23 protein-coding genes are annotated in these 26,327 nt (G+C 58.0%); 7 read left to right on the forward strand and 16 right to left on the reverse strand.

All coding sequences use genetic code 11. The features are described 5' to 3' along the window. The first annotated feature begins 64 nt into the window (after positions 1-64). Together RLO149_RS01445 and RLO149_RS01450 are read left to right on the forward strand one after the other, a co-directional pair. Entirely contained in the window at positions 65-805 is a 741-nt protein-coding gene (locus RLO149_RS01445; RefSeq protein WP_013960266.1) for a helix-turn-helix domain-containing protein, read from the forward strand. Positions 806-876: 71 nt separating this feature from the next. Further along, a complete protein-coding gene (locus tag RLO149_RS01450) occupies positions 877-1,257 on the forward strand; it encodes a VOC family protein (RefSeq protein WP_013960267.1) in 381 nt (126 codons plus the stop codon). A 52-nt stretch (positions 1,258-1,309) separates the two neighbouring features. Here RLO149_RS01450 and RLO149_RS01455 read toward each other — a convergent pair whose 3' ends face one another. Genes RLO149_RS01455 through RLO149_RS01470 form a run of 4 tightly spaced genes read right to left on the reverse strand, consistent with a single transcriptional unit; the run spans position 1,310 to position 7,179 of the window. Then, entirely contained in the window at positions 1,310-2,464 is a 1,155-nt protein-coding gene (locus tag RLO149_RS01455) for an ABC transporter permease (RefSeq protein WP_013960268.1), read from the reverse strand. After that, the gene (locus RLO149_RS01460) at positions 2,461-3,489 is read right to left on the reverse strand and encodes an ABC transporter permease (RefSeq protein WP_013960269.1); all 1,029 of its coding nucleotides are present in this window, start codon (positions 3,487-3,489) and stop codon (positions 2,461-2,463) included. The genes RLO149_RS01455 and RLO149_RS01460 overlap by 4 nt, the downstream gene beginning before the upstream one ends. Then, on the reverse strand, positions 3,486-5,411 hold the full coding sequence (locus RLO149_RS01465) for an ABC transporter substrate-binding protein (RefSeq protein WP_013960270.1): 1,926 nt from the start codon (positions 5,409-5,411) through the stop codon (positions 3,486-3,488). The genes RLO149_RS01460 and RLO149_RS01465 overlap by 4 nt, the downstream gene beginning before the upstream one ends. Next, positions 5,404-7,179 carry an ABC transporter ATP-binding protein gene (locus RLO149_RS01470; protein ID WP_013960271.1) on the reverse strand — a complete coding sequence of 592 codons (1,776 nt, stop codon included), beginning with the start codon at positions 7,177-7,179 and terminating at the stop codon, positions 5,404-5,406. Before RLO149_RS01470 ends, RLO149_RS01465 begins: the two co-directional genes overlap by 8 nt. A 170-nt stretch (positions 7,180-7,349) precedes the next feature. Between RLO149_RS01470 and RLO149_RS01475 the strand changes: the two genes are divergently transcribed. Beyond that, positions 7,350-7,835: a class I SAM-dependent methyltransferase gene (locus RLO149_RS01475; protein ID WP_013960272.1), complete on the forward strand. Its 486-nt coding sequence runs from the start codon at positions 7,350-7,352 to the stop codon at positions 7,833-7,835. Positions 7,836-7,856: 21 nt separating this feature from the next. On the opposite strand, the gene rpe is transcribed toward RLO149_RS01475, so the two are convergent. From rpe to RLO149_RS01495, 4 genes are all read right to left on the reverse strand, one after another. Next, positions 7,857-8,549, reverse strand: coding sequence for a ribulose-phosphate 3-epimerase (gene rpe, locus RLO149_RS01480; protein WP_013960273.1), 693 nt, complete (start codon positions 8,547-8,549; stop codon positions 7,857-7,859). A gap of 138 nt (positions 8,550-8,687) precedes the next feature. Beyond that, on the reverse strand, positions 8,688-10,385 hold the full coding sequence (locus RLO149_RS01485) for an AMP-binding protein (RefSeq protein WP_013960274.1): 1,698 nt from the start codon (positions 10,383-10,385) through the stop codon (positions 8,688-8,690). A 92-nt stretch (positions 10,386-10,477) separates the two neighbouring features. After that, positions 10,478-11,227 carry a sulfite exporter TauE/SafE family protein gene (locus tag RLO149_RS01490; RefSeq protein ID WP_013960275.1) on the reverse strand — a complete coding sequence of 250 codons (750 nt, stop codon included), beginning with the start codon at positions 11,225-11,227 and terminating at the stop codon, positions 10,478-10,480. Positions 11,228-11,294: 67 nt separating this feature from the next. Beyond that, a complete protein-coding gene (locus RLO149_RS01495; RefSeq protein ID WP_013960276.1) occupies positions 11,295-12,326 on the reverse strand; it encodes an L-idonate 5-dehydrogenase in 1,032 nt (343 codons plus the stop codon). Between the two features lie 112 nt (positions 12,327-12,438). Here RLO149_RS01495 and RLO149_RS01500 point away from each other — a divergent pair, with 112 nt between their 5' ends. After that, entirely contained in the window at positions 12,439-13,197 is a 759-nt protein-coding gene (locus tag RLO149_RS01500; RefSeq protein ID WP_013960277.1) for an SDR family oxidoreductase, read from the forward strand. 48 nt (positions 13,198-13,245) lie between these two features. Continuing rightward, positions 13,246-13,905: a DUF2306 domain-containing protein gene (locus tag RLO149_RS01505; RefSeq protein ID WP_013960278.1), complete on the forward strand. Its 660-nt coding sequence runs from the start codon at positions 13,246-13,248 to the stop codon at positions 13,903-13,905. Between the two features lie 99 nt (positions 13,906-14,004). Here the strand turns inward: RLO149_RS01505 and RLO149_RS01510 are convergent, their stop codons facing one another. From RLO149_RS01510 to acs, 7 genes are all read right to left on the reverse strand, one after another. Further along, entirely contained in the window at positions 14,005-15,402 is a 1,398-nt protein-coding gene (locus tag RLO149_RS01510) for a 3'-5' exonuclease (RefSeq protein ID WP_013960279.1), read from the reverse strand. Between the two features lies 1 nt (position 15,403). Beyond that, on the reverse strand, positions 15,404-15,928 hold the full coding sequence (locus tag RLO149_RS01515) for a hypothetical protein (protein ID WP_013960280.1): 525 nt from the start codon (positions 15,926-15,928) through the stop codon (positions 15,404-15,406). Positions 15,929-15,961: 33 nt separating this feature from the next. After that, positions 15,962-17,788 (reverse strand): DUF294 nucleotidyltransferase-like domain-containing protein, encoded by a 1,827-nt coding sequence (locus RLO149_RS01520; RefSeq protein WP_013960281.1) that lies wholly within the window; start codon positions 17,786-17,788, stop codon positions 15,962-15,964. Between the two features lie 94 nt (positions 17,789-17,882). Beyond that, complete coding sequence (locus RLO149_RS01525) at positions 17,883-19,685, reverse strand: sodium:solute symporter family protein (protein ID WP_013960282.1); 1,803 nt, start codon at positions 19,683-19,685, stop codon at positions 17,883-17,885. A gap of 3 nt (positions 19,686-19,688) precedes the next feature. Next, positions 19,689-19,973: a DUF4212 domain-containing protein gene (locus tag RLO149_RS01530; protein ID WP_013960283.1), complete on the reverse strand. Its 285-nt coding sequence runs from the start codon at positions 19,971-19,973 to the stop codon at positions 19,689-19,691. Between the two features lie 55 nt (positions 19,974-20,028). Next, the gene (locus RLO149_RS01535; RefSeq protein ID WP_013960284.1) at positions 20,029-20,715 is read right to left on the reverse strand and encodes an adenylate kinase; all 687 of its coding nucleotides are present in this window, start codon (positions 20,713-20,715) and stop codon (positions 20,029-20,031) included. Positions 20,716-20,719: 4 nt separating this feature from the next. After that, entirely contained in the window at positions 20,720-22,669 is a 1,950-nt protein-coding gene (gene acs / locus RLO149_RS01540) for an acetate--CoA ligase (protein ID WP_425357857.1), read from the reverse strand. Between the two features lie 496 nt (positions 22,670-23,165). On the opposite strand from acs, the gene RLO149_RS01545 reads away from it, so the two are divergent. Then, positions 23,166-23,756, forward strand: a complete 591-nt coding sequence (locus RLO149_RS01545; RefSeq protein WP_013960286.1) for a L,D-transpeptidase — start codon at positions 23,166-23,168, stop codon at positions 23,754-23,756. Between the two features lie 116 nt (positions 23,757-23,872). Next, on the forward strand, positions 23,873-24,769 hold the full coding sequence (gene rarD / locus RLO149_RS01550; RefSeq protein WP_013960287.1) for an EamA family transporter RarD: 897 nt from the start codon (positions 23,873-23,875) through the stop codon (positions 24,767-24,769). Between the two features lie 3 nt (positions 24,770-24,772). Here the strand turns inward: rarD and RLO149_RS01555 are convergent, their stop codons facing one another. Next, positions 24,773-25,903: a lytic murein transglycosylase gene (locus RLO149_RS01555; protein ID WP_013960288.1), complete on the reverse strand. Its 1,131-nt coding sequence runs from the start codon at positions 25,901-25,903 to the stop codon at positions 24,773-24,775. Positions 25,904-26,327: the final 424 nt, after the last annotated feature.

Genomic DNA, 26,327 nt, shown 5'->3' on the forward strand with positions numbered 1-26,327 from the left:
CGTTCTGCCTGCTATGAGCTTGACGTAAAATATAAATTTTCCGGGCCAGAAAAGCGAAACGCAGATGTATGATCCGAAAGGCAACGGGAAAGACAAAACCGTGCAGGCCGTTCATTTTGACGAGGTCGAGCCGCCAAGCCATTTGCGCGGCATCGTACATCGGTTTCTGGAACTGAAAACACACGCCCCCTTGCAACAGGACTATCGGTTTCATGCGCTGCCAGATGCCTGTACCTATATTGTCTTTGACCAACGCAACAGGAACGTTGCGGGCGTATCGAAACTCCGCGCGGAATCCGAAGAGTTCAACCTGGGTCAGACGTTCCACTTTGTGAACATCAGGTTTTTGCCGGGGGTCTGGCAGGAAAGTCATGAACCCATTGCATATGGCCTTTTGGACACCCCATACAAAGGCGGATTGCCCCTGATCGAGATCAATGATGACCTGACCGGACGGGATTTCTCGGATCAGCAAGTCATTCTGATCAAGCTTGTGGAGCAGTTGATCGACAGTAAGATGGTCGCCCCGAATCCGGTCACGGAAAGGATATTCCAGAACCTTGATGATATTCATACCGTGTCCGATATGGCGGCAGTTTCGGAAATCTCTGCGCGTCAGTTGCAACGGACCCTGAAACGCACGACCGGCTTTGCCCCGCATGACTTTCTGAAGATACTGCGCCTGCAGCAGGCGTTGAACGGGAATGATACGTGGTCCTATGCGGACCAGTCGCATTTCATCCATTCCTTTCGACGTGCCACAGGGTACACGCCGGGAAAATACGCCCGAAAGTTTGATGTCTGATATCTACAATACAGGCCTAATGCTCCTTGTTAGATCTGTGCCATGTTCGACAACACACAAAGGAATGAGACATGGCACAAATGAACGCAGTTGGATGGTTTGACATATTCGTGGACGATCTGGATCGGGCCGTTGCCTTTTATCAGACCGTTCTGGATCAGAAACTGGAACCAATGATCGACCCGAGCGGTCAATCGCAGATGATGAGCTTTGCCACTGAGATGAGCGCTTACGGGGCAGGCGGCGCTTTGACAAAGGCGGCGCACGCCTCACCGGGTGTCGGCGGCACAATCGTGTATTTCTCAGTTGAGGACACGGCCGAGCCTGAAGCCCGCGTCGAGGCAGCGGGTGGTATCGTGGTCAGACCAAAGTTTTCGATCGGAGAGTTCGGCTGGATTACCCTGTGTCAGGATACCGAAGGCAACATGTTTGGCCTGAGTTCAATGAAATAGGCACAGATTAAGGGCATGCAGGCAGGTTGAATAGCTGTCTGCATGCCGTCGTTTAGCCCTTGTAAGGGTCAAGTGACGCACGCAATCCATCACCAAGGAAGTTGAACGCCAGCACGACAAAGATAATCGGCAGCATTGGGATGGCAGTCCACGGGTAGATCTCAATCGATGCGAGGTTTTGCGCGTCATTCAGCATGACGCCCCAACTGACCGCAGGTGCGCGCAACCCCAGCCCCAGAAAGCTGAGCGCGGTCTCGCCAAGGATCATCGCAGGGATGGAGAGCGTCGCAGAGGCGATCAGATGCGACATGAAGTTCGGCAATAGATGGCGGCGGATCACACGCCCCGGCTTGGCCCCCATCATCTCGGCGGCGCGCACGTATTCTTCTTCGCGCAGGGACAGAAATTTGGATCGCACCGCCCGCGCCAGCCCCGGCCAATCCAATATCCCCAGAATGATCGAAATGATGAAAAAGACTGATACCGGGCTCCAGTTCGACGGAACTGCGGCCGACAGTGCCAACCACAGGGGCAGTTCTGGCAGGGACCTCAGGATTTCGATCATGCGGTTGATGATCCAGTCGGTGCGCCCGCCGAAGTAGCCCGCAATCGACCCAAAGAAGATACCCAGCACAAAGGATACGGTAATGCCGATCAGACCAACCGTCAGGGACAGTTGTGCGCCGTAGAGAATGCGGCTGAACACGTCACGCCCCAGCCTGTCGGAACCCCACAGAAAGACCGTTGCCCCTTCGGGCGCGCAGAACAAATGCGTGTCCGACGGAATAAGCCCCATCAGCCTGTATTGCTGGCCTTCACAAAAGAATTCCAGTGGCATCGGCGTGCTGGTATCGGTCTCATAGGTCCAGCGGTAATTAACCAGATCTGCCGTCGCCTCAATCGGATAGACATAAGGCCCGATGAAGCGGCCATCGTGCCACAGGTTGATGGATTGTGGCGGCGCATAAAGATAATCCGCACTGCGCTCATTTGGAGTGTAGGGAGAGATAAAACCCGCGACCGGCAGCATCATGTAGCTGAGCAGCAAGAATATCCCCGAAATCAAACCCAGCTTGTGGCGCTTGAACTTACGCCAGACCAGCACCCAGTTCGGCGCATCCATATCCGAGCGCTCAAGTGCGCTGAGGTCCACATCATCGGTATAGGGGGCGTCGTCGACGTAGCGACCGTCTGGCATCTGTGTCATCCGTTGCGCGCCCCGTACCTGATGCGCGGATCAAGCAGGACCAGCAACAGATCAGACACCATCGTGCCAATCAGGGTCAGCAATGCCACGAACATCAGTATGAACCCGGCCAGAAACTGATCCTGCGACTTCAACGCGGTCAGCAGCGACGGGCCAATCGTTTGCAGCCCCAGAACCACAGACACAAGGACAGAGCCTGAGATCATGGACGGCAGCAGGTTGCCAATATCTGCCACGAAAGGGTTGAATGCCATGCGCAGCGGGTATTTTGCGAGCAGTTTTGCGGGGGCAAGCCCCTTGGCCTTGGCCGTTTCCACATAAGGCTTGCTGAGTTCATCCAGCATATTGGCGCGCAGGCGTTGCATCATCGCAGCGGCCCCGGACGTTCCGATCACAAAGGTCGGCACAATCAGGTGGATCAGAATGGAATAGACCTTGTCCCACGTCATCGGCTGCCCTTCGAACCTTGGGTCCATCAGGCCGCCAATTGGCAGATCAAAGTACTTGTTGCCGTAATAAAACAGCATCAGGGCGAGCAGAAAGTTCGGCGTCGCCAGACCCAGATACCCCACAAAGGCCGCCGAATAATCGACCCATGTTTCAGAGCGTGCCGCCGCAAGAACCCCCAGAGGCAGCGCGACAACATACACAAACAGCACCGCCGCGAGGTTGACCAGAACCGTCAGCCACAGCGCGTCCCCCACGATTTCATCGACGGGGCGGTCAAATTCAAATGACCAGCCAAAGTTCCCTTGTATCAGCCCGTACCAGCCCTGCGGTCCGGGGGCCATGCCGACCCAGATCAGATATTGCTCCCAAATCGGACGATCCAGCGCATATTCGGTGCGCAGGAATTCCGCCTTGGCAACCCCTTCGGCCTGACCTGTTGCGCGCAACTCAGCGATCTGGTTGCTCAGATAGTCGCCCGGGGGCAGGTTGATGATCACGAAAATCAGTAGCGACACGACCCAGAGGGTCAGCAGCATCGTGATAAAGCGATAGATGGCGTAGCGGAGAAACATCATTGGGTGAACTGCTGAAAGGCGTCTTCGTAGTAAAATTCATCGATGCGGTGGATGCCGAAATGCGACCCCGGATCCCATGCCCATTTTCCGGTTTCCGGCACATTGCGCAGGCGTTCTGAGACAACAATCGGTTGAGGCGCTTGCGCCAGAATGCCAATCCCAAACTGATTATCCGCGTGGATCGCCAGCATTTCGCGCCAGATTTCCGAGCGCAGCGCAGGGTCTGTTGTATGGCTCCAGTCGTAGCTAAGCTGCATCAGGCGTTTGGGCGCTGGCATATCGGGTGCTTCGCCGACCTCGCCACCGGTCTGATAATACTGCCCCCATTTGGGCCAGGCGAAAAATTCCTGATGTTTGGGGGCAAGATATTCCGGTGGCGTATAGGGTTGCGGCAACCCATTGTCCCAGCCGAACCAGACGGCGGCCATGCTCAGGCCTGAATAGACGCGGTTGCGCAGGATATCCCGGTCAAGCGGGCGCATGACCAGTTTGACCCCGATCTCGCGCCATGTATCGGTGATGATCGCCAGCGCGTTTTCGACCTCTTTACGTTCGCCTGCGGTTTCGATGACAAACTCCATAGGGCGTCCGTCGGGCAGCAGACGTATACCATCCGGCGTCCGTCCGGTCAGACCCATTTCATCCAGCAACGCGTTGGCCTTGGCGGGATAGTAGACGGACCATTTGTACACATTTGCGGTATCATGAAACGGGCTAGTGGGCAGGGCCGTCATCCCCCCCTCGGAGGCGAGGCCAAAGTAGAGCGCGCGGTTGATCATCCGCCGGTCAATGCCCATGGACAGCGCGCGCCTGAACCGCACATCGCGGATGATCTCGCGCCAGACCGGGTCGGCAAAGTTCAGGTTCGGATAAATTGCAATCTGGTTCGCCGTACTGTTCGCCCAAAGCAGCGTTTTATATCCTGCGCCATCCAGCTCACCCTTTTTCAGGATTGAGATATCGGGGAAATCCAGACCGCGGGCCTGTAAATCAACCTCGCCGGCGTTTGCCTTGGCGGCGATCAGCCCACCCCCGACAACGGTCATTTTGACGATGTCGATATAGGGCAGTTGCACGCCGCGCTTGTCCATCCGGTGATAGTAGGGGTTGCGCACAAACAGTCTCTGGCTGGTTTTACCAGCACTGGCGTTGATCCAAGGTTGCAGCGTGGGCAGGGCGGGGTTGTCGAACTTGTACATGTTATCAAGCCCGTTGTGCAGTGCCGCCCAGGTTCTGACCCGCGCCTTTTTGATCTGTTTGCGCAGGTCTTTTTTGTCCACGAAATCCGCATGAAACTGTTTGAGATAGTGCGCGGGACGATAGATCAGAAAGGGGCTCGCCTGAGCCAGAAGCTGTAAAAACCCGGGGTTTGGCGTGGGCCATTCGATGACGACGGTATGGGCATCCGGGAATGTCATACTGGCCAAAGCGCCGTCCACAAAGAGGTTCTGCGGCGGGCCGGAGGGGCTCAATTCCTCATTGAGGGCAACATGACGCCAGTAATATTCAAAGTCGGCAGAGGTGAAGGGATGACCGTCGGACCATTTGTGCCCCCGGCGCAGATGCAGTGTGAATTTGCGTCCCTCTTCGACCTCAAAGTCCCGTAACAGGTCCGGGTAAAGCTCGTAGTTGTGGTCATAGCCAACCAGTCTGGCATATCCATAGACCACCATCTGGCGCACGTCCTTTGAACGCGAGATCAACGTGCGCAGCGTGCCGCCCTGTTGCCCATAGGTGCGCCCTTTCGCGGGCAGATCAACGACAAGAGGATCAAGCGGCAGACGTTCGGCAATAGGGGGCATATTTCCGACGGATACTTCCTGCGCCCAGAATGTGCTTTCCTGAAAGGCTGCTGGTGTCTGCGCCAGAGCGGTCTGGTGCAGGCAGAAAACCAAAAAGAGAGCGGATAGGGTTTTATACATGACAACGTACCTTATGACCGGGTGCGAGTTCAGTTAATGCCGGGGCCGCGACCCCCTCGAAACGGAATTCATCGGGCCAGCTCGCTGGTGAGCCCGCACCCTGCGACACCAGATTAAGATCAATAGGCCGGTTCACATCCGGCGTCGGCTGGGCCGCGATCAAAGCCCGCGTATAGGGGTGGCGCGGGTTGTAAAAGAGCATGTCAGGTGCCGCCTGTTCCACCACAACGCCCTGACGCATAACGGCCACCTCGTCGGCAATGCGCGCGACAACAGCCAGATCGTGACTGATGAAAAGATAGCTCAAGCCCATACAGTCGCGAATGTCCTCCAGCAGCTTCAGGATTTGTTCCTGAACCGAGACATCCAGCGCCGATGTCGGCTCATCACAGACCAGTAACACCGGGTTCAGGGTCAGCGCCCGCGCGATCGACAGTCTTTGCCGCTGCCCCCCGGAAAACGCGTGCGGGAACCGCACCAGCATGGACGGATCAAGCCCCACCCAGCTTAGCATTTCCTCGGCCTTCTCGCGCCGCTCGGCCTTGGTGCCGATCTTGTGGATCTCCATCGGCTCGGTCATTGTCTGCGAAATTCGCATGCGTGGCGATAACGACGAATAAGGGTCCTGAAAGACCATCTGGGCCTGTTTTTGAAACCCGACCCGCTCTGCAGGCGTCATCGCGTGAATTTTCAGTGGCTCTGCGTTTGCCTCGGCGCGAAACAGAACATGACCGCCTTCATCGGGTGCTTCGGCACCAAGGGCGATGCGGGCGCAGGTTGTCTTGCCCGACCCGCTTTCCCCGACAACAGCGAGTGTTTTGCCACGCTCTAATGTCAGGTTAACCTGATGGCAGGCGGTGATCTTCTGGGGCGCACGCCAGCCACCCGCGCGCATCGTATAGGTCTTGCAGACGCTGCGTAGTTCCAGAATGTTATCCGCGCTTTTCGTGCGCTCTACCGGGTTGGCAACCTGCGGAATGGTGGGCGCTGCGGCAAAGAGCTTTTTCGTGTACCCGTGTGCAGGAGCGCCCAGAACGGCCGCCGCGGGGCCACTTTCCATGATCCGGCCCTTGTTCATGACCACAACGGATTCAGCCATATTTGCCACGACACCCAAATCATGCGTGACCAGTATCACGGCCATGCCCGTGTCGCGTTGCAAATCCTTGATGAGACCCAAGACCTGTGCCTGCGTGGTCACATCAAGGGCCGTTGTCGGCTCATCCGCGATCAACAATTCTGGCTTGGCGACCATGGCCATTGCAATCATGGCGCGCTGGCGCATCCCACCGGACATCTCGAATGGATAGGATTTCCAGACCCGCGCGGGGTCGGGAAAACCAACGCGCTCGAATGTCTCCAGAACTGATTTCTTCGCCTCGGTGTGGCTCAGGTTGCGGTGCAGCGTCAATACTTCGGCGACCTGATCGCCCAGCCGGTGCAGTGGCGACAGGGAGCGCATCGGCTCCTGAAAAATCATCGAAATCTGATCGCCGCGAATGGCCCGCATGGCGCGTTCCTTGATCGCCAGCAGGTCAACGGTAGGTCCGCTGGCGGATGCAAAATTGATGGTGCCGCTGCGTATCTGCGCCGTCTCTGGCAGAATGCGCAGCACAGAGCGGCAGGAAATGGTTTTGCCGGACCCGCTTTCCCCGACAAGTGCGAGCGTCTCACCGGGCATGACGCGAAAGCTCACGTCCCGCACGACCGGGTCGGCGGCACCAAAGCCAATGCTCAGATTGCATACTTCCAGCAGTGGTGTCGTCATCGAGGGGCCACTTTTTACATCTCTTCCATCATGCAGGCTGCGGATTTATCAGCGTCAGTCAACGCGATTTCTTTCCTCAGGTCCAGCATTGAACGGTGGGGTGCGCTTTGTGCTACCAATTTTTGACAAAAGCAGGCATTGGGAGCGCGAGTTTTGCAAAGGATGACGTGATGAGCCGACTCGATTTATTCATCGCCCGCATGGTGTCACAACGGGCCTGCCTGAACCATGCCGCCGCGCTTACGGCGGATATCTCAGGGCCGGTTTTCGAGCTTGGTCTGGGCAATGGGCGCACCTATCACCACATGTGTGAAATCATGCCGAAAGAAGACATCTATGTCTTTGAGCGCGCGATTGCCTCCCATCCTGACAGCACGCCGCCGGACGATCAGGTTCTTTTGGGGGATGTCTTTGAAACGCTGCCGCTGGCCCTGACGCGCTTTGGCGCAACGGCACGCCTTATCCATGCAGACCTTGGCGGGCACAACGCACAGAAAAACGATGAATTTGCGCGCCGGGTGTCCCCGTTGATTGAACCCTTGTTGGCCGACGGAGGGTTGATGGTCTCAAGTGACCGGATGTATTTTGAGACCTTGACGCAGATCGCGCTGCCGCAAGACGCCATCGAGGGGCGGTGTTTCATATATCAGCGCTGATATCTTGTGCAGAGTTTCGCGTCAGACTGTTGTGGACAAAACCGCGTCGCGTATGGCCTTGATGTTGGCTCCATAAGGCGCGGGCTTGCTGACAGACCCGCCCCGAAACACGGCCGATCCCGCGACCAACACATCCGCGCCCGCCGCCACCACCAAGGGCGCGGTGGCGGGATCAACACCGCCGTCAATTTCGATGTGGATGGGTCTATCCCCGATCATCGCACGCAGCTGGCGCACCTTTTCAACCTGACTGTGGATGAATTTCTGCCCGCCAAAACCGGGGTTTACCGTCATGACACAGACCAGATCGACCATATCCAGCAGATATTCTACCGAAGAGGCGGGGGTGCCGGGGTTCAGCGCAACGCCTGCCTTTGCGCCAGCTGCGCGGATGGCCTGCATGGTGCGGTGAATATGCGGGCCCGCTTCGACATGGGCGGTGATAACATCGGCCCCCGCCTTGGCAAAGGCGTCAATATAAGGATCGACGGGCGCGATCATCAGGTGCACGTCCATGACGGTCTTGATATGCGGGCGGATCGCAGCGCAGGTCGAGGGGCCAAAGGTGATGTTGGGCACGAAATGCCCATCCATCACATCCACATGCACCCAATCCGCGCCTTGCGCCTCTATGGCTTCGCATTCTGCGCCAAAGTTCGCGAAATCGGCAGAAAGGATCGACGGCGCGATTTTAAGTGAGCGGTTGAGTGCCATTGGACGAACCTTTCGGGTGACATGTAATCATCCCGGCTATATCGGTCCGGGTTCCTTTTGTCCAAGGGTGTCGCCGATGAATTTTGCGTGCCGCAGGTTGCTTGTGGGGCGCGGCAGGAATGGGGGTGTGCCTCGCCGTCAACCCCGCCCAAGCTCTTTGATCATCCGGTCGCGCATCACGAATTTCTGCGGTTTTCCGGTCACGGTCATAGGCAGCTCATCCTTGAAGGAAACATAGGCAGGGACCTTGAAATGCGCGATGGCGCTACGGCAAAAATCCTGCACATCGGTTTCGGCCAAATCACTGCCCGCGCGGGCCACAATCCACGCGCAAACCGCTTCGCCCAGTTTGTTGTCGGGAATGCCAAAGACCTGCGCCTGCAAGATGTCAGGGTGGGTATAGAGGAACTCTTCGATCTCGCGCGGGTATATGTTTTCGCCACCGCGCAGGATCATATCCTTGAGCCTTCCTGTGATGGTGCAAAACCCATCCGCATCCAGCCGCGCCAGATCCCCGGTGTGCATCCACCCCTGCGCATCAATGCTGGCGGCGGTTTGTGCGTCGTCCTCCCAATAGCCCTGCATCACGGAATAGCCGCGTGTCAGCAACTCGCCCTGTTCACCTGTTTTGACGGTGTTGCCCGTGTCATCGACGATTTTTACCTCCACATGCGGGTGGATGCGACCGACGGAGGACACGCGCTTTTCCAGCGGGTCATCCATGTTGCTTTGGAATGACACAGGTGAGGTTTCCGTCATGCCATAGGCGATTGTGACACCCTGCATATGCATGCGCGCCTGAACCTGCCGCATGACTTCAATCGGGCAGGGTGCCCCGGCCATGATCCCGGTGCGCAGGCTGGAGAGATCAAAGGTATCAAAGTCCGCAAGTTCCAAGGCGTTCACGAACATCGTGGGCACGCCATAAAGGGCCGTACATTTTTCCTGCGTAACGGCTTCAAGGGTGGCGCGCGCATCGAATCCTTCGCCGGGAATGACCATCGTGGCCCCTTTGGACACGCAGCCCAATGTGCCCATGACCATGCCAAAGCAGTGATAAAACGGCACCGGGATGCACAGCCGGTCCTCTTCGGTAAATTGCATCGTTTGCGTCACGAAATGCGCGTTATTGACGATGTTGTGGTGCGTCAGGCACGCGCCTTTCGGGCTGCCTGTGGTGCCGGAGGTGAATTGAATATTGATCGCGTCTTGGGGGGATAAGTCGTTGGAAATCCGATCCAGCGTTTCGACAGGAACCGCACTGCCTGCCGCACAAATTGCGTCAAACCCGATGGTTCCTTCCGGTGGTGCGTCGCCGGTTACGATCACGTGGCGCAGCTTGGGCACGCGGGCGGCTTGGCACTGGCCGGGTGTGGCGTTTGCCAGTTCCGGCATCAGTTCCGTCAGCATCGCAACGTAGTCTGATGACTTGTGCCGCGGCGCCATGACCAGCGCTGAGCAGCCGACCTTGTTGAGCGCGTATTCCAGTTCGGACAGACGATAGGCGGGGTTGATACATACCAATATCGCGCCGATCCGGGCCGTGGCGAATTGTGTCAGCAGCCATTCTGCACAATTGGGCGCCCAGATGCCGACGCGATCCCCTTTTTCGATGCCAAGCGTCAGCAAACCTGCCGCCAGCCTGTCCACCTCGCGCACAAAGTCGCGATAGGTCCAGCGGATGGCCTGCCGGGTGAAAACTGCGGCGGGGTGATCTGGCAGACGCGCTGCCGTTTGCGCCAAAAGCTGCGGGATCGTCAGGTTCCACAGTGCATCCGCCGTGGACCCGTAGACATGAGAGAGGTTGTTTTGTGGCTGCCGACCCAATGCGCTCACGGCTGTGATCCCTTTGCTGATTTGCCTCAAGGCTAGCGCAGAGGCGCGGTGCAGGCGAGTGGTGCTATGACTATTTTATGACTTGATCGCCATCAGACGTACCAGATTGCCCGGCGGATCAGGTTCAGACCGAGAAAGAAGAACAGGATCAGGATGGCGTTGCGAAAGGCTTCGATGGACATCTTGCGGCGCAGAATTTCCCCGGCGGTGAAGCCAATCAGGGTCGGCAGCAGCATCGAAAACGAAATCGCAGCAAGTTCACCGGATAAAAACCCGACCTGCGCGTAAGTCATCACAAGCGGGAGTGACCCGACCGAGATCATGAACCCTGTGGCGCGAATGAACTCATCCTTATCGACGCCTTTGGTGTGCAGATACATCGCCATTGGCGGCCCCCAAGCGGCGGTCATGCCGCCCACCACACCAGCAACCAGCGCAAAGAAAACCTGCGCTGCAGTATCGTAACGATCGGCAAGCGGGGGCAGCAGTTTGCGCCAACTGACGGCGACAAAGATCAGCACAACGGTGCCAAGGATGGCAAGCAGCGCGCGGTCTGATGTGGTTTGCGTCATGATGGCCGTTGTACCTACGCCCAAAAACAGAACGACGGCAAAAAGCCAGTATCTGCGCGCCGTTCGTTTCAGGAATCCACCGCGCAGCATCTGCCACAGGTTCGAGCCCAGCATCGGGAAAAGTACCAGCGCAATTGCCGTGCGCGGATCCAGAAAAAGCGTCATGAACGCAATGGCCGCTGTTGGCAGGCCGATGCCGGTGACCCCTTTGATCGCGCCGGACACCAGAAAGGCAAAGCCCGCGATCACGATAAGCGTTGTCAGGTCCATAGTTTACCCGTTCCACGCCGGGCAGAGGCCCGCAGCACTGCTTTGCGTGTGCAAGAAGGTCGGGAAGTCAGGCAAAACTGATCTGAGCCTTCATCGCTTGTGTTCTGTCGCTGGCCAGATCAAAGGCGGCGATGGCATCTGCCAGCGGTAGCGTTTGCGTGATCAGGGGCTTTACGTCAATCAGCCCCTTTTGCATCAGCGCCACACCGGTAAAGAACTCTTCGTGAAAGCGGAACGAGCCGCGCAGTTGCAACTCCTTGGCCGTCAATGCCTGCACCGGCAGGGTCATGTCTCCGCCCAACCCCAGTTGCACAATGATGCCACCCGGACGCAGGGCCGCGATCCCGCCAGCCAGTGCGGCGGCCACGCCCGTGCATTCAAACAGCACGTCAAAGGTGCCCTTGCCCGCTTGATAGGTCGCCAATCTGTCGGGATCGGTCGCGCCGTTGATCGTGACATCCGCCCCCTGTGCGGCAGCCATCCGCAGCGTGAAATCGGTCAGGTCCGTCGCGACGATTTCCGTCGCACCCGCGCGGCGGGCAACCAGAATGCTCAGCAACCCGATGGGGCCGCAGCCTGTCACCAACACGCGTTTGCCCAGCAGCGGGCCGGCTTGACGGGCGGCATGCAGACAGACGGCCAGGGGTTCGGCCATGGCAGCTTCGCCAGCGGATAAACCGTCGGCCACGGCACATTGCGCGGCATCCGCGACCAGCACCTGCCGGAATGCCCCCTGAATATGCGGGAACGGCATGGCGGAGCCGTAAAACCGCATGTTCAGGCATTGGTTGCGCATCCCTTCAGCACAATAGCAGCAGGCGCCACAGGGGCGCGAGGGTGACACCGCCACCAACTGCCCGACCTCAAGCCCGCTGACCGCGGCGCCAAGTGCTGTGATATGCCCGGATACTTCATGACCCAGCACCATGGGTTCCTTGAGGCGTACCGTGCCAAAGCCACCATTGTGATAGTAGTGCAGATCCGATCCGCAGATGCCCCCGGTCGCCAGCGCAATCTGAACCTGTCCGGCACCAAGGGTCTGTGGCTCATGCTCTTCAATGCGCAAATCATGCGCGCCGTGGATAACAAGCGATTTCATAGAGGTCTCTTTGGGCTGTTCAAGGGGCGGGGTGCCCGGCATCCTTGACTTTGAGGGTTGGGGGTAAAATAAGCGGGACGGATCGCAATTGTCGAGCACAAAGAGGAATATCATGAGCCTTAGCCTATTTGACCTGACGGGCCGCCGCGCCCTGATCACCGGATCGTCGCAAGGCATTGGCTTTGCACTCGCAAAGGGACTGCAAGCGGCGGGCGCTGACATCGTGCTGAACGGGCGGGACACTGCTAAGCTGGCCGCTGCCGCCGCGCAGTTAGGCGAGGGGACGCACCAGCTGCCCTTTGATGCAACGGACCACGAGGGTGTGCGCGCGGCTGTGGACGGGTTCGAGGCCGAGCATGGGGCGATTGATATTCTGGTGAATAATGCCGGAATGCAGCACCGCACCGCCCTTGAGGATTTCCCCGCGGATGCCTTTGAAAAGCTGATGCAAACAAACATCGCCAGTGTTTTCCATGTGGGCCAAGCCTGCGCGCGCCATATGATCAGCCGGGGCAAGGGCAAGATCATCAATATCGCCTCGGTGCAGACCGCGCTGGCACGGCCCGGCATTGCGCCTTACACGATGACCAAGGGTGCGGTTGCGAACTTGACCAAAGGCATGGCCACCGACTGGGCGCAATACGGGTTGCAGTGCAATGGGCTGGCGCCGGGGTATTTCGACACGCCGCTGAATGCCGCATTGGTCGCGGACCCTGAGTTCACGACGTGGCTTGAAAAACGCACCCCTGCGGGCCGATGGGGCAAGGTCGAGGAACTGGTCGGCACCTGTATTTTTCTGGCATCGGATGCGTCATCTTTTGTCAATGGGACGACCGTTTTTGTGGATGGCGGGATCACGGCATCGCTTTAGACGCAAAGCGCTTTTCAAAGTGGGACGTGGCGTGTTCAACTCGGCCCCATGATACCTGAGAGCACAAAGAGACCCGTGGGCAATACGCTGTTTGTGGCTGTCCTGATCCTTTTTGCGCTGCCCTTTGCCTATTATGCGTTGGCGCGCGGCATGGCGCTGAACGATCCGGGCGAACAGGCACTGTCCCGACTGTTTCACGGTGGTGCCGCGCTGAGCAATATCGCGGTCTACGGTCACATGATCGCGGGTGGTTTGATCACCGCGCTCGCGCCGCTGCAGTTGTCGCGGGTTTTGCGCCAGCGCGCTGCCCTGCTACACCGCATTTTGGGGTATGTCCTTGTCAGTGCGGCCGTCCTCACCAGCCTTGGCGGGCTGATGTATATTGCGCTGCAAGGTACGATCGGTGGCCCGGTCATGAGCACCGGCTTTGCGCTATATGGCATCTTGATGCTTTTGGCCGCTGTCCAGACGGTGCGCTATGCGCGGTTGCGGCACCCACTTCACCGGCTTTGGGCCGAACGTCTGGTGATCCTCGCGCTGGCCTCATGGCTCTACCGCGTGCATTACGGCGTTTGGGAAATCCTGACCGGTGGGCTTGGGTCACGGGATGACTTTTCCGGACCGTTTGATGTCATTCAGGTCTTTGCGTTCTATCTGCCCTACCTTGCGCTGCACGGCTGGCTCTGGCGCAGGCGAGGATTGCGTTAGAGCGTCTGACGAAATACCTGAAACATCAAGTATCACGTAACGCGTTGAAATCCTTGATTTCAGGCAGCGTTATGTGATTCAGGCTTTTCGCATGACGCTTTAGGCTTCAACCTTCAGAATGCGGCTGTGTTTCTGAATTTCCGCGCGGACCTGTTCAAAAGTTGTAAAACCCCGCGCCTCAAGCACCGGGATCAGCGCAACCAGCGCCTTGGCCGTGGCAAGCGCATCGCCAAGCCCGGTGTGGCGCACGTCATCGGGGATATGCACGTTCAGACGGTTGCATAAGGCATCCAGCGTATGTTCTGCCGAGCCGCCAAAAACCACCGCGGACAGATGCACCGTGTCTAGAACGGGGTTGTCGAACGCGTAGTCCTGATTTCGACACTGGCGTCTGAGGAATGCCATATCAAAGGGGGCGTTATGGGCGACGATCACAGCGTGTTCGGCGAATTGGTGGAACGCGCGGCAGGCGACATCAAAGCCCGGCGCATCGGCGACCATGGCATCATTGATCTGATGCACCGCCGTGGACCCCGGCGGGATGGTCCGGCCGGGATTGACCAGCGTATCAAAGACTTCGCCTTCGATGATCTTGCCGTTGACGACACGCACGGCGCCCAGTTGCACAACTTCGTCCGTATGTGGATCAAGACCGGTCGTTTCGCTGTCAAAAACAACGAATGTCAGATCACGCAGTCTGGTTTGATCCAGCGATGTAGGTTCTTCGATGTCGAGCAGGTCAAAGTCATAGACCAGCGGGCGCGCGGCATCGGGGCGCAGTGGTTCCAGCATCAAGGTGTAGCCCGCATCTGCCCCAAAAACCCGGATGTGGCCTTTGTAAACCGCGCCGGAGCGGCCTTTGAGGGCGATCTCATGGCGCAGGGCGTTTTGTTTTTTCAGCGCAGCCAGGGCCTCAATCACGGATTGTTTGTCAAGGTAGTCAAACACCGATCCTTTGAGGCGGGCAGGGCATTCCCGTTCCATCAGGTCGGCGGCCTGCCCGTCATAGAGGATGATGTGGTGATCCTGTCGCGCCACGATCACGGCGACGGGAATGTCAGACAGGATTTGCAACAGTTGCGAGCGCTGCGCATCCAGCCGCGCGGTGCGTTCCACCACCGCCTCGGAGGAGGCGCGCGTCTCGTCCCTGAGCTTGCGGTGGATCGCACAGACAGCCGGTGCCAGATCACCAAGGTATTTCGCGGTTTCCTCTTCGATTTCTGTGCCGATATCGACGTGGGTGCGCACGCGCAAACTGGCGGCCAATGCCTCGATCGGTTTGCTGACGTTTTCGTCGAACAAAAGCCAGATCAGGACCACTAGACCCAGAATGCCAAAGCCCGCGATCACACCTGACGTGATGAAGGCCGACAGCGCATCACCCTCCCCCAACTGGCGAAACCCCATGTAAAGCGCGCCAAGGCAGATCGCGATACTGCCAATGGCAGTCAGGCAAAAGAACAGAAAGACCCGGAGCCGGAGGCTGAGGTTTTTCATGTCACACCTCCTCGCAGGCGACCCTCAGGATTGGATCGCTGGCACTGACGGCGATCCAGTCAACGCCGAGTGCTTCACCGTTGTCGCCAAATTCCACGCCGTCAATGATGTCAGCGCGCCGACTTTGCGTGCAGTCAAACAGCACAGGCACCTTGGCCGTGCGCGCCCAGCGGCCATAGAACACCAGATCGACGATGCGCTGACCGGGTTGTTCGGCGTGTTTGCGCATGGTCGCCTGATCCACGGCCACAAAGCGACTGACATAGGGCACCGCATAGGTCCATGGCCGGTAGAAAACCTGTTCCTCCACGCTCTGCGCGACGACGAACCCTTCGGGCATATTGGCCTGCGTGCGGGCAAACCAGCCGTATTCGCTGGAGATTGTCGCCACGATCATGGCCAGACCTGCGGACACCGGCACCAGCCAGCTGGGCAAACGCCCTTTGAGCAGAGTCCGGTTCACGGCCCAGACAAGCAGCGCCATGGCAACACCTGCGATAATCGTGCCGATCAATTCGAAAAACATGAGCCTTCTCCTCCCCGAGAATTGCCGTAGATATCAGCCCAAGATGCCACGTCCTTGCATCAAAGCCGACTGCATTGTTTTGATCACGACAAAAGCGTCCCGCAGGTGACTGCGTTCGAAATCCGACAGGCGGGCCGGGGGCAGGTAGTTGTCGGGTGCCTTGCCCTCCTTGATCAGCCGCGCCTGATGTTCAAGCCGCGTCTGTGCAACCAGATCATAGGCTTCCAGCAGGTCGCGTCCGCCCTTGGCGCTGATGATCTTGTTGCTCAGCGCGGCTTTGAGGCGCGCGCGGGTGTTGGCCTGCGTCAATTGCCCTTGCAGCGCATACATGCGCCCCAGATCGACAACCGGCACCACACCGTTCAGCTTGGTATCAATCGTTTTGCGATGATCGCCCGAACTGATGGTGGCCAGACCGCGCAACAGCCCAAGTGGTGTCTGATGGGTCAGCGAATTGCTGGCCATATGGGCGGTGAAGATCGAGTTCTTTGCAGCCATGCGCAGCGTGCTTTGTTGCAGCCCGTGGAACAGGCTGGCATCCCCGCCGATGGGGCGCAGGTCAAACATCACCGAGGCAAGCATCTGCGCCTCTTTGCTGGGGCTTTTGATCCAGCCTGCGAAATACTCCTTCCACACGGACAGCGGCTGGCACCAGCGCGCGTTCGTGGCCATCATGTCACCGGGGCAATAGACGTAGCCGCAGGCGTTCAACCCGTCGCTGACAAAGGTGGCCATATCGCGAAAATAGGCGATGTCACCCTGCGATGCGCCATCCTCAAGGATCAGGCAATTGTCCTGATCCGACACACCTGTCTGTTCCTGCCGCCCTTGTGATCCGCAGGCGAGCCACAGATACCGCAGCGGTGCGGGTCCGAGTTTTTCCTGCGCCATGCTCAGCAATCTGCGGGTCACCACATCCGCGATATCGGTGATCATGCGCGTCACGACGTCATGCCGGTTTCCGGCCGCAACCAATTGCACCAGCAACGCCGGAATACGGCCCGTGATGTCCGCAAGCGCCTCAACGCTTTGGGCGCGTGCTGCGTCGGCAACCAGCCCGGCGGCAGTTGTCGCCTGATAGCGGGTAAGGTCGGTTTGCGTGACGATCCCGACCAGCTTGCCCGCATCGACAATCGGCAAATGGCCAAGGTTGTATTCCATCATCATATGCAGCACGTCCGAACCGATAGCGGTCGGTGGCAGTGACACGGGTTCGTTCTGGATGATGTCGCTCAGCGGCGTTTGCGGGGGCAGACCTGCCGCAAGCGCTTTGCCCACAAGATCACGCAGGGTCACGATGCCGGTCAGACGATCCTGTTCGGTGATGCACAGGCATGAAATGTGCCGTGATGTCATCAGAACCGCCGCATCCACGACGGAGGTGCCCGCCGTGCAGGTCACTGGGTTATGGACCATCAGCGCATCAACAGACACTTGCGCGAGGCTGGTCTGCTGCGTTGCGCTCTTGTCGGTCCGCGCGCTGCTGCGTGCAAAAAAGCGTTGGAACGGGGATTGTTCGGTGCGCAGGGTGTTGAAAAGGGGGACGGGCACGCGGATCAAAAGCGTGTCCTTGACGGCGCGGGCCGACGTGACGGCGGTGCCATCTGCAAGCAAGCCGCGTTCGCCAAAGGAATTTCCGCGCTCCAGCATGGAGACCTGTGCGTCTGAATGATCCCTGACATCGACCAGCCCGGATTGGATGATATAGAGCCCCTCAAGCGGTTCGCCGTAAGCATAGATCATCTCGCCTTCAGCGACGCTGAGTTTCTCAACCTGTGCGGCCACATCGTTGAGAACACCGGCGGGCAACTCATCATATGGGTGCTGGCGCGACAGAAAGGTCAGGGCGTCTTCGTTCATCGATACATCCTTGAAGAAAGGCACCTGCCCCATCGTGCGCGGGGCAGGTGTATTTTGTGGATTGGCCGAGGCGTTTCCCGGCCAATCGAAAGGTTTAGTGATCTACTGCACCGCCAGCACCGGCTGGTACGCGGACACTTTCCACGAGGTCCTTGATCTCCTGAGGTGTTTCCTTGGTGATCGAAGAGACACCGAAGGCAACCGCAAAGTTGATCGCCGCACCGACCGCGCCGATTGCTGTGGACTGGATGCCCAGCAAGCTGCCCTCTGCCGTATCAACAAAGGAGTTGGTGTCCGGGATAAAGAACCAGCCTTTGTGTAGGAAGATGTAGACCAGCGTGAAGACCAGACCGGCAAGCATACCGGCAACAGCGCCCACGTTGTTCACCCGCTTGGAGAAGATACCCATCATCAGCGCAGGGAAGATTGACGCCGCTGCGAGACCAAAGGCCAGAGCCACGGTTTGCGCTGCAAAACCCGGAGGATTGAGGCCCAGTATGACCGCGACCACAATTGCAACCGCCATGGATATCCTTGCGGCCAACAGTTCCGACTTTTCCGACATATTCGGCGTGAGTTGCCCCTTGAGCAAGTCATGACTGACCGCAGAAGAGATCGCCAGGAGCAAACCCGCCGCTGTGGACAGGGCCGCCGCAAGACCGCCCGCCGCCACCAGACCGATCACCCAGCCCGGCAGGTTCGCAATCTCAGGGTTGGCCAACACGAGGATGTCGCGGTTGAAGTTGGTCAGCTCATTGCCTTCCCAGCCGTTTGCCGCAGCTTTTTCAGCCATCGCGTCGTTCTTGTCGTTGTAGTACTGGATCTTGCCGTCGCCGTTCTTGTCTTCCCAATCGAGAAGACCGGTTTTCTGCCACGTCAGCATCCAGTTATACCGCTCGTCGGATTCGATTGTTTCAACCGACACCGCTTCGCCGTTCACACCACTTGGCCACATCATCTCAGAGATGTTGAGGCGTGCCATCGCACCAACCGCAGGGGCTGTGAGATAGAGCAGCGCGATGAATACAAGCGTCCAGCCCGCCGACCAGCGCGCGTCAGATACGCGTGGCACGGTGAAGAAGCGCATGATGACATGCGGCAAACCGGCGGTCCCGATCATCAGCGACAGGGTAAAGAGAACCATGTTCAGGTTGTCTTTGTGCGCTTCAGTGTAGCTTGCAAAACCAAGATCGGTTACGATCTGGTCCAGTTTGGTCAGCAGGTAAACACCGCTGCTGGTGCCATCCGCATTGACTGTTTCAGAAAAGAGACCCAGCGCAGGGATAGGCGTACCCGTCAGTTGCAGGGAGATGAACACAGCCGGGATCGTATAGGCGAGGATCAACACACAGTATTGTGCGACCTGCGTGTAGGTCACGCCCTTCATGCCGCCGAAAACCGCATAGGCGAACACGACACAGGACCCCAAAAGCAGACCCCAGAAGGCGTCGATCTCAAGGAAGCGGCCAAAGGCGATGCCCACACCCTGCATCTGTCCGATAACATAGGTGATCGAGGCCACCAGCAGACAGATCACGGCAACCAGACGCGCCGTGGGGGAGTAGAAACGATCACCGATAAACTCGGACACGGTGAATTTGCCGAACTTGCGCAGGTAAGGCGCCAAGAGCAGCGCAAGCAGCACATAGCCGCCCGTCCAGCCCATCAGGAAGGATGAGTTGTCATACCCGGTAAAGGCAATCAGACCCGCCATGGAAATGAAGGACGCCGCAGACATCCAGTCCGCCGCCGTGGCCATACCGTTGGTGACAGGGTGAACCCCCCGGCCCGCGGCATAGAATTCAGAGGTCGACCCCGCACGGGCCCAGACCGCAATGCCGATGTAAAGCGCGAAAGACGCGCCCACAAACAGCAGGTTCAGTGTAAACTGGTCCATTGCCTATTCCTCCACACCATATTGTTTGTCGAGCTTGTTCATCCGCCAGGCGTAGAAAAAGATCAGGCCGAGAAACACGAGAATGGAGCCTTGCTGGGCAAACCAGAAGCCCAGGTCCGTGCCGCCAACGCCGATACCTGACAGTAACGGGCGCAGCAAAATGCCAAAGCCAAAGGACACGACGGCCCATATGACCAGACTGATCCGGATCATGCGGACGTTCGCGGTCCAATAGCCCCCCGCGTCCTCCGCTGCCCGGCCGTCTGAGTTTGTCTGTTGTTCTGCCATTTTGGCGTTCCTCCTTTTTAAGTGCTGTCGCGGGCCGGATGTGGCCCGCAATTTGTTAGGCTGTTACTTTGGAAACGATTTGCGCGATGCTCTGCGCGATGGCCGCGATGTCCCCCATCGCATCCACCCGCCGCAGCGCGCCCTTGCCGTCATAATATGCAATCAGCGGCTCGGTTTGTTCTTCGTAGGCATCGAGCCGTGACATCACCGTCTGGGCGTTGTCATCTGCACGGCGGGTCATATTTGTGCTTTGACATCCGTCACATACACCATCGACCTTGGTCGGTTTGAACGTGTCATGGTATCCCTCGCCGCAGCCGCCACATGTAAACCTGCCTGCAATGCGCAGGACCATTTTGACATTGTCGACTTCCAGCGCAATTGCGGCATTGATGTGCTGGCCAGATGTTGCAAGCATCTGATCCAGCGCCTCGGCCTGACCCGTTGTGCGCGGAAACCCGTCCAGCACCACGCCAGAGGTGCAATCGGGTTCTGACAAGCGGTCAGCAAGGACTTGCAGGACGATTTCGTCGCTGACCAGCCCGCCTGCGGCCATAACGGCCTTGGCTTCAATCCCGGCCGTGGTGCCCGCGGCCACAGCGGCGCGCAAAAGGTCACCGGTGGAGAGTTGCACAAGTCCGAATTTTTCTTGCAGCATGCGTGCCTGCGTGCCCTTGCCTGCCCCCGGAGGGCCAAGCAGGATCAGAACGGGTGCGGTGTTTGGGTGTGGTGATCCATCCATTTTATCAAGCGTCCTGTTTGTTCATTCGGTTTGTGATGAGGTCTGTGACGACGGTTGGGTCTGCGAGGGTTGAGGTGTCTCCGAGGGTTGCGAAGTCGTCTTCGGCGATTTTGCGTAAGATGCGGCGCATGATTTTGCCCGAGCGTGTTTTGGGCAGGCCGGGGGCCCATTGGATGAGGTCAGGCGACGCGATGGGGCCGATTTCGGTGCGGACCCATTTGCGCAATTCCTGATAGAGTTCATCGCTGGGCTCTTCGCCGTTCATGAGCGTGACGTAGCAGTAGATGCCTTGCCCCTTGATCGCGTGGGGGTATCCCACGACGGCGGCTTCGGCGACTTTGGCGTGGGCGACCAGCGCGCTTTCGACCTCTGCGGTGCCCATGCGGTGGCCTGAGACGTTGATCACATCATCGACGCGGCCCGTGATCCAGTAATCACCGTCTGCGTCACGTTTGCAGCCATCCCCGGTGAAGTAATAGCCTTTGTAATCAGAGAAGTAGGTCTTTTCGAACCGTTCGTGATCGCCCCAGATGGTGCGCATCTGGCCGGGCCAGCTGTCGGCGATGACCAACACGCCCTCCACGTCATTGCCCTCAAGGACTTCGCCCGAGGCGGGCTCCAGCACCATCGGCTTGATGCCAAAGAAGGGCTTCATCGCGGAGCCGGGTTTCATCTCATGCGCGCCGGGCAGGGGGGTCATCAGATGGCCGCCCGTCTCGGTCTGCCACCAGGTGTCGACGATGGGGCATTTGCCCTTGCCCACGACGTCATTGTACCAGTTCCAGGCCTCTGGATTGATCGGCTCACCCACGGTGCCCAGCACCTTGAGGTCACTCAGATCGCACCCTTCGACAAAGGATTTGCCCTGTCCCATCAGTGCGCGGATGGCGGTGGGGGCAGTGTAGAACTGGTTTACTTTATGCTTTTCGCAGACCTGCCAGAAGCGGCTGGCATCGGGGTAGGTCGGCACGCCCTCGAACATGATGGTGGTCGCGCCATTGGCCAGCGGCCCGTAGACGATATAGCTGTGGCCCGTCACCCAGCCCACATCCGCCGTGCACCAGAAGACGTCGCCATCGTGATAATCAAACACGATCTCATGGGTCATGGCGGCATAGGTCAAATACCCGCCCGAAGTGTGCACGACGCCCTTGGGCTGGCCGGTGGAGCCGGAGGTATAGAGGATGAACAGCGGGTCTTCGGCGTTCATCTCGGCGGGGTGGGAGATATCCGAGGCCTCCAGCATCATCTCGCCGCAGTCGTAATCGCGCCCGTCGATCCAGGTGGTCTGCCCGCCGGTGCGCTTGACGACGAGGCATTTGACCGTGTCCTTGCAGTGCAGCAGGGCGGCGTCCGTGTTGGATTTGAGGGCTGTGGCCCGCCCGCCGCGCGGGGCGTGATCGGCGGTGATGACGAGTTTGGCGTCACAGCCATTGATCCGCGCCGAAAGCGCATCGGGCGAAAACCCGGCAAAGACGATGGAGTGGATCGCGCCGATCCGCGCGCAGGCGAGCATCGCATAGGCCGCCTCGGGGATCATCGGCAGGTAGATCACCACCCGGTCGCCGCGCCGCACGCCAAGGCTTTCCAGCACATTGGCCATCTTGCAGACCGAAGCGTGCAACTGCTTGTAGGTGATATGTTTGGCGGCATCCTTGGGGTCATCCGGCTCCCAGATGATCGCGGTCTGATCGCCGCGCGTGGCCAGATGCCGGTCCACGCAATTGGCCGCCACATTCAAGGTGCCATCCGCGTACCAGTTGATCGACACATGGCCGAGATCGAAATTCACATCCTTGACCTTGGTGAAAGGCTTGATCCAGTCAACCCGCCCCCCCTCACGCCGCCAAAACCCCTCAGAATCCGAAACAGACTCCGAATACAACGATCCGTATTGCGATAACGTGACGTGGGGTGTTCTGGTCATTGGTTTCTCCTCACAGTAGTATTTCAACAGGTGAAGCGCAGAGCGGTTAAAAAATATTACTCAGTGCTTTTGTTGAATAACTTCTACGTGAAAATAGAAAATTAGTAACTATATAACTGTTTCATAAAGATTATTTTGTAAATAATTTTTACCTGATCTTGGTTAATTGTAAATTTCAAGTGCGACAATCTGCCAAAAGTTAATGACTCCAATGGATTGTCGGTTAATGTTTGAAAGATTATTGCGCCATGGGGTGTCACCCGTTAGCGCTGACCTCCGCGAGGGATTTTCCATTCATTCGGGCGTGGCAGGGTTGATGTGGCACTCCATTGCGCGAGAAACCAGATTTTAAGGCGGGTAATGCTATGCGTCGCCGGAACATGTGTGGCGGTACAGTCGGGGCCGCTGATACTTCGGATCCGATTGCAAGGTCGGCGCCGTGCTTGAGGCGACGGGAATGCTCAGAAGCTGCGGGATGGAATTATATTTGGTACTATGATGATTATCTGTAAGGGAGAGGCCAGTGAAACGTCGTGAGTTTCTGCAAAGTTCTGCATTGAGCGTGATTATGGGGGGCGTGGTTGCGGCAGAAGCGGCAGTGCCCGTCACGCTGCCCGATTACAACATGCCGGAAGAGTTTTTGCCGCGCGAAGTGCGCCTCAGGAACGATCTTGAACCTTTTGAAATTCATGTCGATCCGGGGCAATATGCGCTCTATTGGACGCTTCCTGACAAGAAAGCGATCCGCTATGCGGTCGGCATTGGGCGCACGCAACTTTATGAGCATGGCGAGTTTTTCGTCGGGGCCAAAAAGGAATGGCCAAGCTGGACGCCAACACCAGAAATGATCGAACGGGATCCGCAAAGCTATGCGCGGTTTGCGGATGGGATGCCGGGTGGGATCAACAACCCGCTGGGATCGCGTGGGCTTTATCTGTTTACGCCAAGCCGTGGTGACACGTTTTTGCGCATTCACGGCACCAATGACCCCGAAACCATCGGTCGGCGTGTGTCGAATGGATGTGCGCGTCTGATCAATGATCAGATGATTGACCTATATGATCGCGTCCCCCTGAAAACACGCGTCGTGCTGTATCCGATCGGGCGCGGTTAGGTCCGGAATTGCAGCAACATTATTGGTCGCGAGACAGAGTCAATTGCCTCGCCGGTCAATCCGTGTTTAAGGGCGATGTAATCCCGCAATTCTGCGTTCTTTGACGGAGGCCTTGTTTGAAATCCGCTCATGTTGATACGCCGCAGGGCTTTGCTTTTGCGGTGTCCGCTTACTTTTTGTGGGGGTTCCTGCCGATCTACATGAAGTCGCTGGCCGATGTGTCACCCCTTGAGGTGCTGGCGCACCGGGTTGTCTGGTCGATCCCGATTGCCGCAGTTGTGCTCATTGCGCTTGGTCGCACGAAAGACCTGCGCGCGGCGCTCGCCTCACCGCGCATGCTTGCGATGGGGGCTGTGACTGCGGCGCTGATCTCAGCGAATTGGGGAATTTACATTTGGTCCATCGTTTCGGGCAATGCGCTTGAGGCCGCTCTTGGATACTACATCAATCCCTTGTTCAGTGTTTTTCTCGGCGCCGTTTTGCTGGGGGAACGGCTTGATAAAATCAAATGGGCATCCATTGCGCTGGCCTTGTCTGCTGTCGTCATCCTGACGGTTGAAAGCGGTTCCATCCCTATCGTTGCGCTTGCGCTGACCGGAACGTGGGGGTTTTATGCATACTTTAAACGGTCGCTCCCGATCGGGCCAAATCAAGGTTTCTTGCTCGAGGTCTTGCTGCTCTCTGTCCCGGCTGCAGGGTTCATCGCATATCTGGCGTACTCTGGCACGGGGCACTTTATGGTGGGCAATGCGGTTAACAGCTGGCTGCTTGTCGGCTGTGGTGCCGTAACGGCTGTTCCCCTGATGTTGTATGCAAATGGCGCGAAATTGTTGCGCCTTTCGACGATTGGCATGCTGCAATACATTGCACCCACAATGATCTTTCTGATTGCGGTCTTTGTCTTTGGTGAGCAATTTGGCCGCGCGCGGATGATCGCCTTTCCCATGATCTGGTGTGCCTTGGCGCTTTACTCATATGCGCTTTGGAAAGAGGCAGGGCGGGCCCGCGCCTGACTATTACAGACCGCTAAGAAGCTGCTGGGACGGGACGCCTGTCACCGGCAAGCCTTGGCTGGCCTGATAGGCACGAATGGCCGCTTGCGAATTTGGACCGATCACGCCGTCGGACCCTTGGGTGTCAAATCCCCTTGCGGTCAGCCGAGTTTGCAGGGCGATCCGGTCATCCTTTGTCAGGCCGTTTTCATCGGGCGGGAACGGCGTGACCAACGGCCCACGCCCTGCGATGCGATCAGACAGGTGCCCGACGCCGATGGCATAGGCATCCGAGTTATTGTAGCGTTTGATGACGCGGAAATTCTGGTTCACCGCAAACCGGGGGCCGTTTTCCTGTGGTTGAATAATTGTACCAGAGGACGCGCCAGTCACTTCGTTGCCCCACCGTTGACCGCGCACCCATCCGTTGCGTTCAAGGTAGGCGGCGGCAGATGCAAGCGCGTCGCTCGGATCGTCCGACCAGATGTCGCGGCGACCGTCCCCGGTGAAGTCCACGGCAAAAGCCTGATAAGAGGTCGGGATAAACTGGGTGTGACCCATCGCGCCGGCCCAGCTGCCAACAAGGCGGTCCGCCGTGATGTCGCCGCTTTGCACAATACGCAGGGCTTCGATGAGTTGCTTTTCGAAGAATGCTCCCCGCCGACCGTCGAACGCCAGCGTGGAGGTGGCCGACACGACCGGTACGTTTCCGCGCCGGGCCCCATAAAAACTCTCCAACCCCCAGATGGCCGTGATGATGTTTGCATCCACCCCATAACGCGCTTCAAGTGTTTCCAGAACGCTGGCGTATTGACGTCGCGCATCGCGACCCTGCGCGACGCGTTCGTCTGACACGGCGATGGACAGATAGTCCTCAAGGGAGCGCTTGAATTCAGTTTGATTACGGTCACGGCGCACGACACCGGGCAGATAACCCGTGCCCTGAAAAGCGCGGCGCAGAGTGTCATCCGAGATGCCTGCTGTACGAGCACGTTGCTGAAAGTTGGCCACCCAGACGTCATAAGCACTGTTCGGAATGGGTCTCAGATCATCGGGCAGGGCAGTGGTCGATGGGCTCAGGGACGGGCTTGCCGCGCAGCCCGATATGGCGAGGGCTAACGCGCCAAAGTTGAAATTACGCCGCGTCATAAACATCGCGTTCTCCTACGCAAATACGCCCAAAGTTGCGCTGGTTTTAAGCGCTTACCGTGCGGATCAAAAGCGAAAACCCCTCCCTCAAGCAGCGCTCCATAAGTTGGTGTGGTGCCTTGGACGCCAACACGCCAGTCGTATCTGCATATATAATCATTTTAGATTAAAGGTTTAGAGGTCTGCCAGACGGTGAATTGCGGCCCTTCCTTACGGCGCGTCAATTTGGTCAGAAATCCTGTTCGCAGCTCTCAGTTATTTAATTAATTTCTGTGGTCTCTCAGCATGATGCAGGTTAACCACAAACTTTAATTGCATTTTAGTTGTATTGTATTTTGGACCGTTTTCAGGGTATTTCTGCACATCGGTCGAGGTATGTGACCGCATGTTATTTGGGCATTCCGCCGGTTGTTCCGGTCAATACCGCCCC

It is taken from the genome of Roseobacter litoralis Och 149, assembly GCF_000154785.2.
GTDB classification, from domain to species: Bacteria; Pseudomonadota; Alphaproteobacteria; order Rhodobacterales; family Rhodobacteraceae; genus Roseobacter; species Roseobacter litoralis.

Excerpts from the sequence above, each read along its gene's own strand:
- RLO149_RS01445 (WP_013960266.1), top strand. The coding sequence starts at position 65 with ATGTATGATCCGAAAGGCAACGGGAAAGACAAAACCGTGCAGGCCGTT.
- RLO149_RS01470 (WP_013960271.1), bottom strand. The coding sequence starts at position 7,179 with ATGACGACACCACTGCTGGAAGTATGCAATCTGAGCATTGGCTTTGGT.
- RLO149_RS01495 (WP_013960276.1), bottom strand. The coding sequence starts at position 12,326 with ATGAAATCGCTTGTTATCCACGGCGCGCATGATTTGCGCATTGAAGAG.
- RLO149_RS01490 (WP_013960275.1), bottom strand. The coding sequence starts at position 11,227 with ATGGACCTGACAACGCTTATCGTGATCGCGGGCTTTGCCTTTCTGGTG.
- RLO149_RS01520 (WP_013960281.1), bottom strand. The coding sequence starts at position 17,788 with ATGAACGAAGACGCCCTGACCTTTCTGTCGCGCCAGCACCCATATGAT.
- RLO149_RS01465 (WP_013960270.1), bottom strand. The coding sequence starts at position 5,411 with ATGTATAAAACCCTATCCGCTCTCTTTTTGGTTTTCTGCCTGCACCAG.
- RLO149_RS01500 (WP_013960277.1), top strand. The coding sequence starts at position 12,439 with ATGAGCCTTAGCCTATTTGACCTGACGGGCCGCCGCGCCCTGATCACC.
- RLO149_RS01510 (WP_013960279.1), bottom strand. The coding sequence starts at position 15,402 with ATGAAAAACCTCAGCCTCCGGCTCCGGGTCTTTCTGTTCTTTTGCCTG.
- RLO149_RS01530 (WP_013960283.1), bottom strand. The coding sequence starts at position 19,973 with ATGGCAGAACAACAGACAAACTCAGACGGCCGGGCAGCGGAGGACGCG.
- RLO149_RS01505 (WP_013960278.1), top strand. The coding sequence starts at position 13,246 with ATGATACCTGAGAGCACAAAGAGACCCGTGGGCAATACGCTGTTTGTG.
- RLO149_RS01455 (WP_013960268.1), bottom strand. The coding sequence starts at position 2,464 with ATGACACAGATGCCAGACGGTCGCTACGTCGACGACGCCCCCTATACC.
- RLO149_RS01450 (WP_013960267.1), top strand. The coding sequence starts at position 877 with ATGGCACAAATGAACGCAGTTGGATGGTTTGACATATTCGTGGACGAT.
- RLO149_RS01535 (WP_013960284.1), bottom strand. The coding sequence starts at position 20,715 with ATGGATGGATCACCACACCCAAACACCGCACCCGTTCTGATCCTGCTT.
- RLO149_RS01555 (WP_013960288.1), bottom strand. The coding sequence starts at position 25,903 with ATGTTTATGACGCGGCGTAATTTCAACTTTGGCGCGTTAGCCCTCGCC.
- RLO149_RS01475 (WP_013960272.1), top strand. The coding sequence starts at position 7,350 with ATGAGCCGACTCGATTTATTCATCGCCCGCATGGTGTCACAACGGGCC.
- rpe (WP_013960273.1), bottom strand. The coding sequence starts at position 8,549 with ATGGCACTCAACCGCTCACTTAAAATCGCGCCGTCGATCCTTTCTGCC.
- RLO149_RS01460 (WP_013960269.1), bottom strand. The coding sequence starts at position 3,489 with ATGATGTTTCTCCGCTACGCCATCTATCGCTTTATCACGATGCTGCTG.
- RLO149_RS01515 (WP_013960280.1), bottom strand. The coding sequence starts at position 15,928 with ATGTTTTTCGAATTGATCGGCACGATTATCGCAGGTGTTGCCATGGCG.
- RLO149_RS01525 (WP_013960282.1), bottom strand. The coding sequence starts at position 19,685 with ATGGACCAGTTTACACTGAACCTGCTGTTTGTGGGCGCGTCTTTCGCG.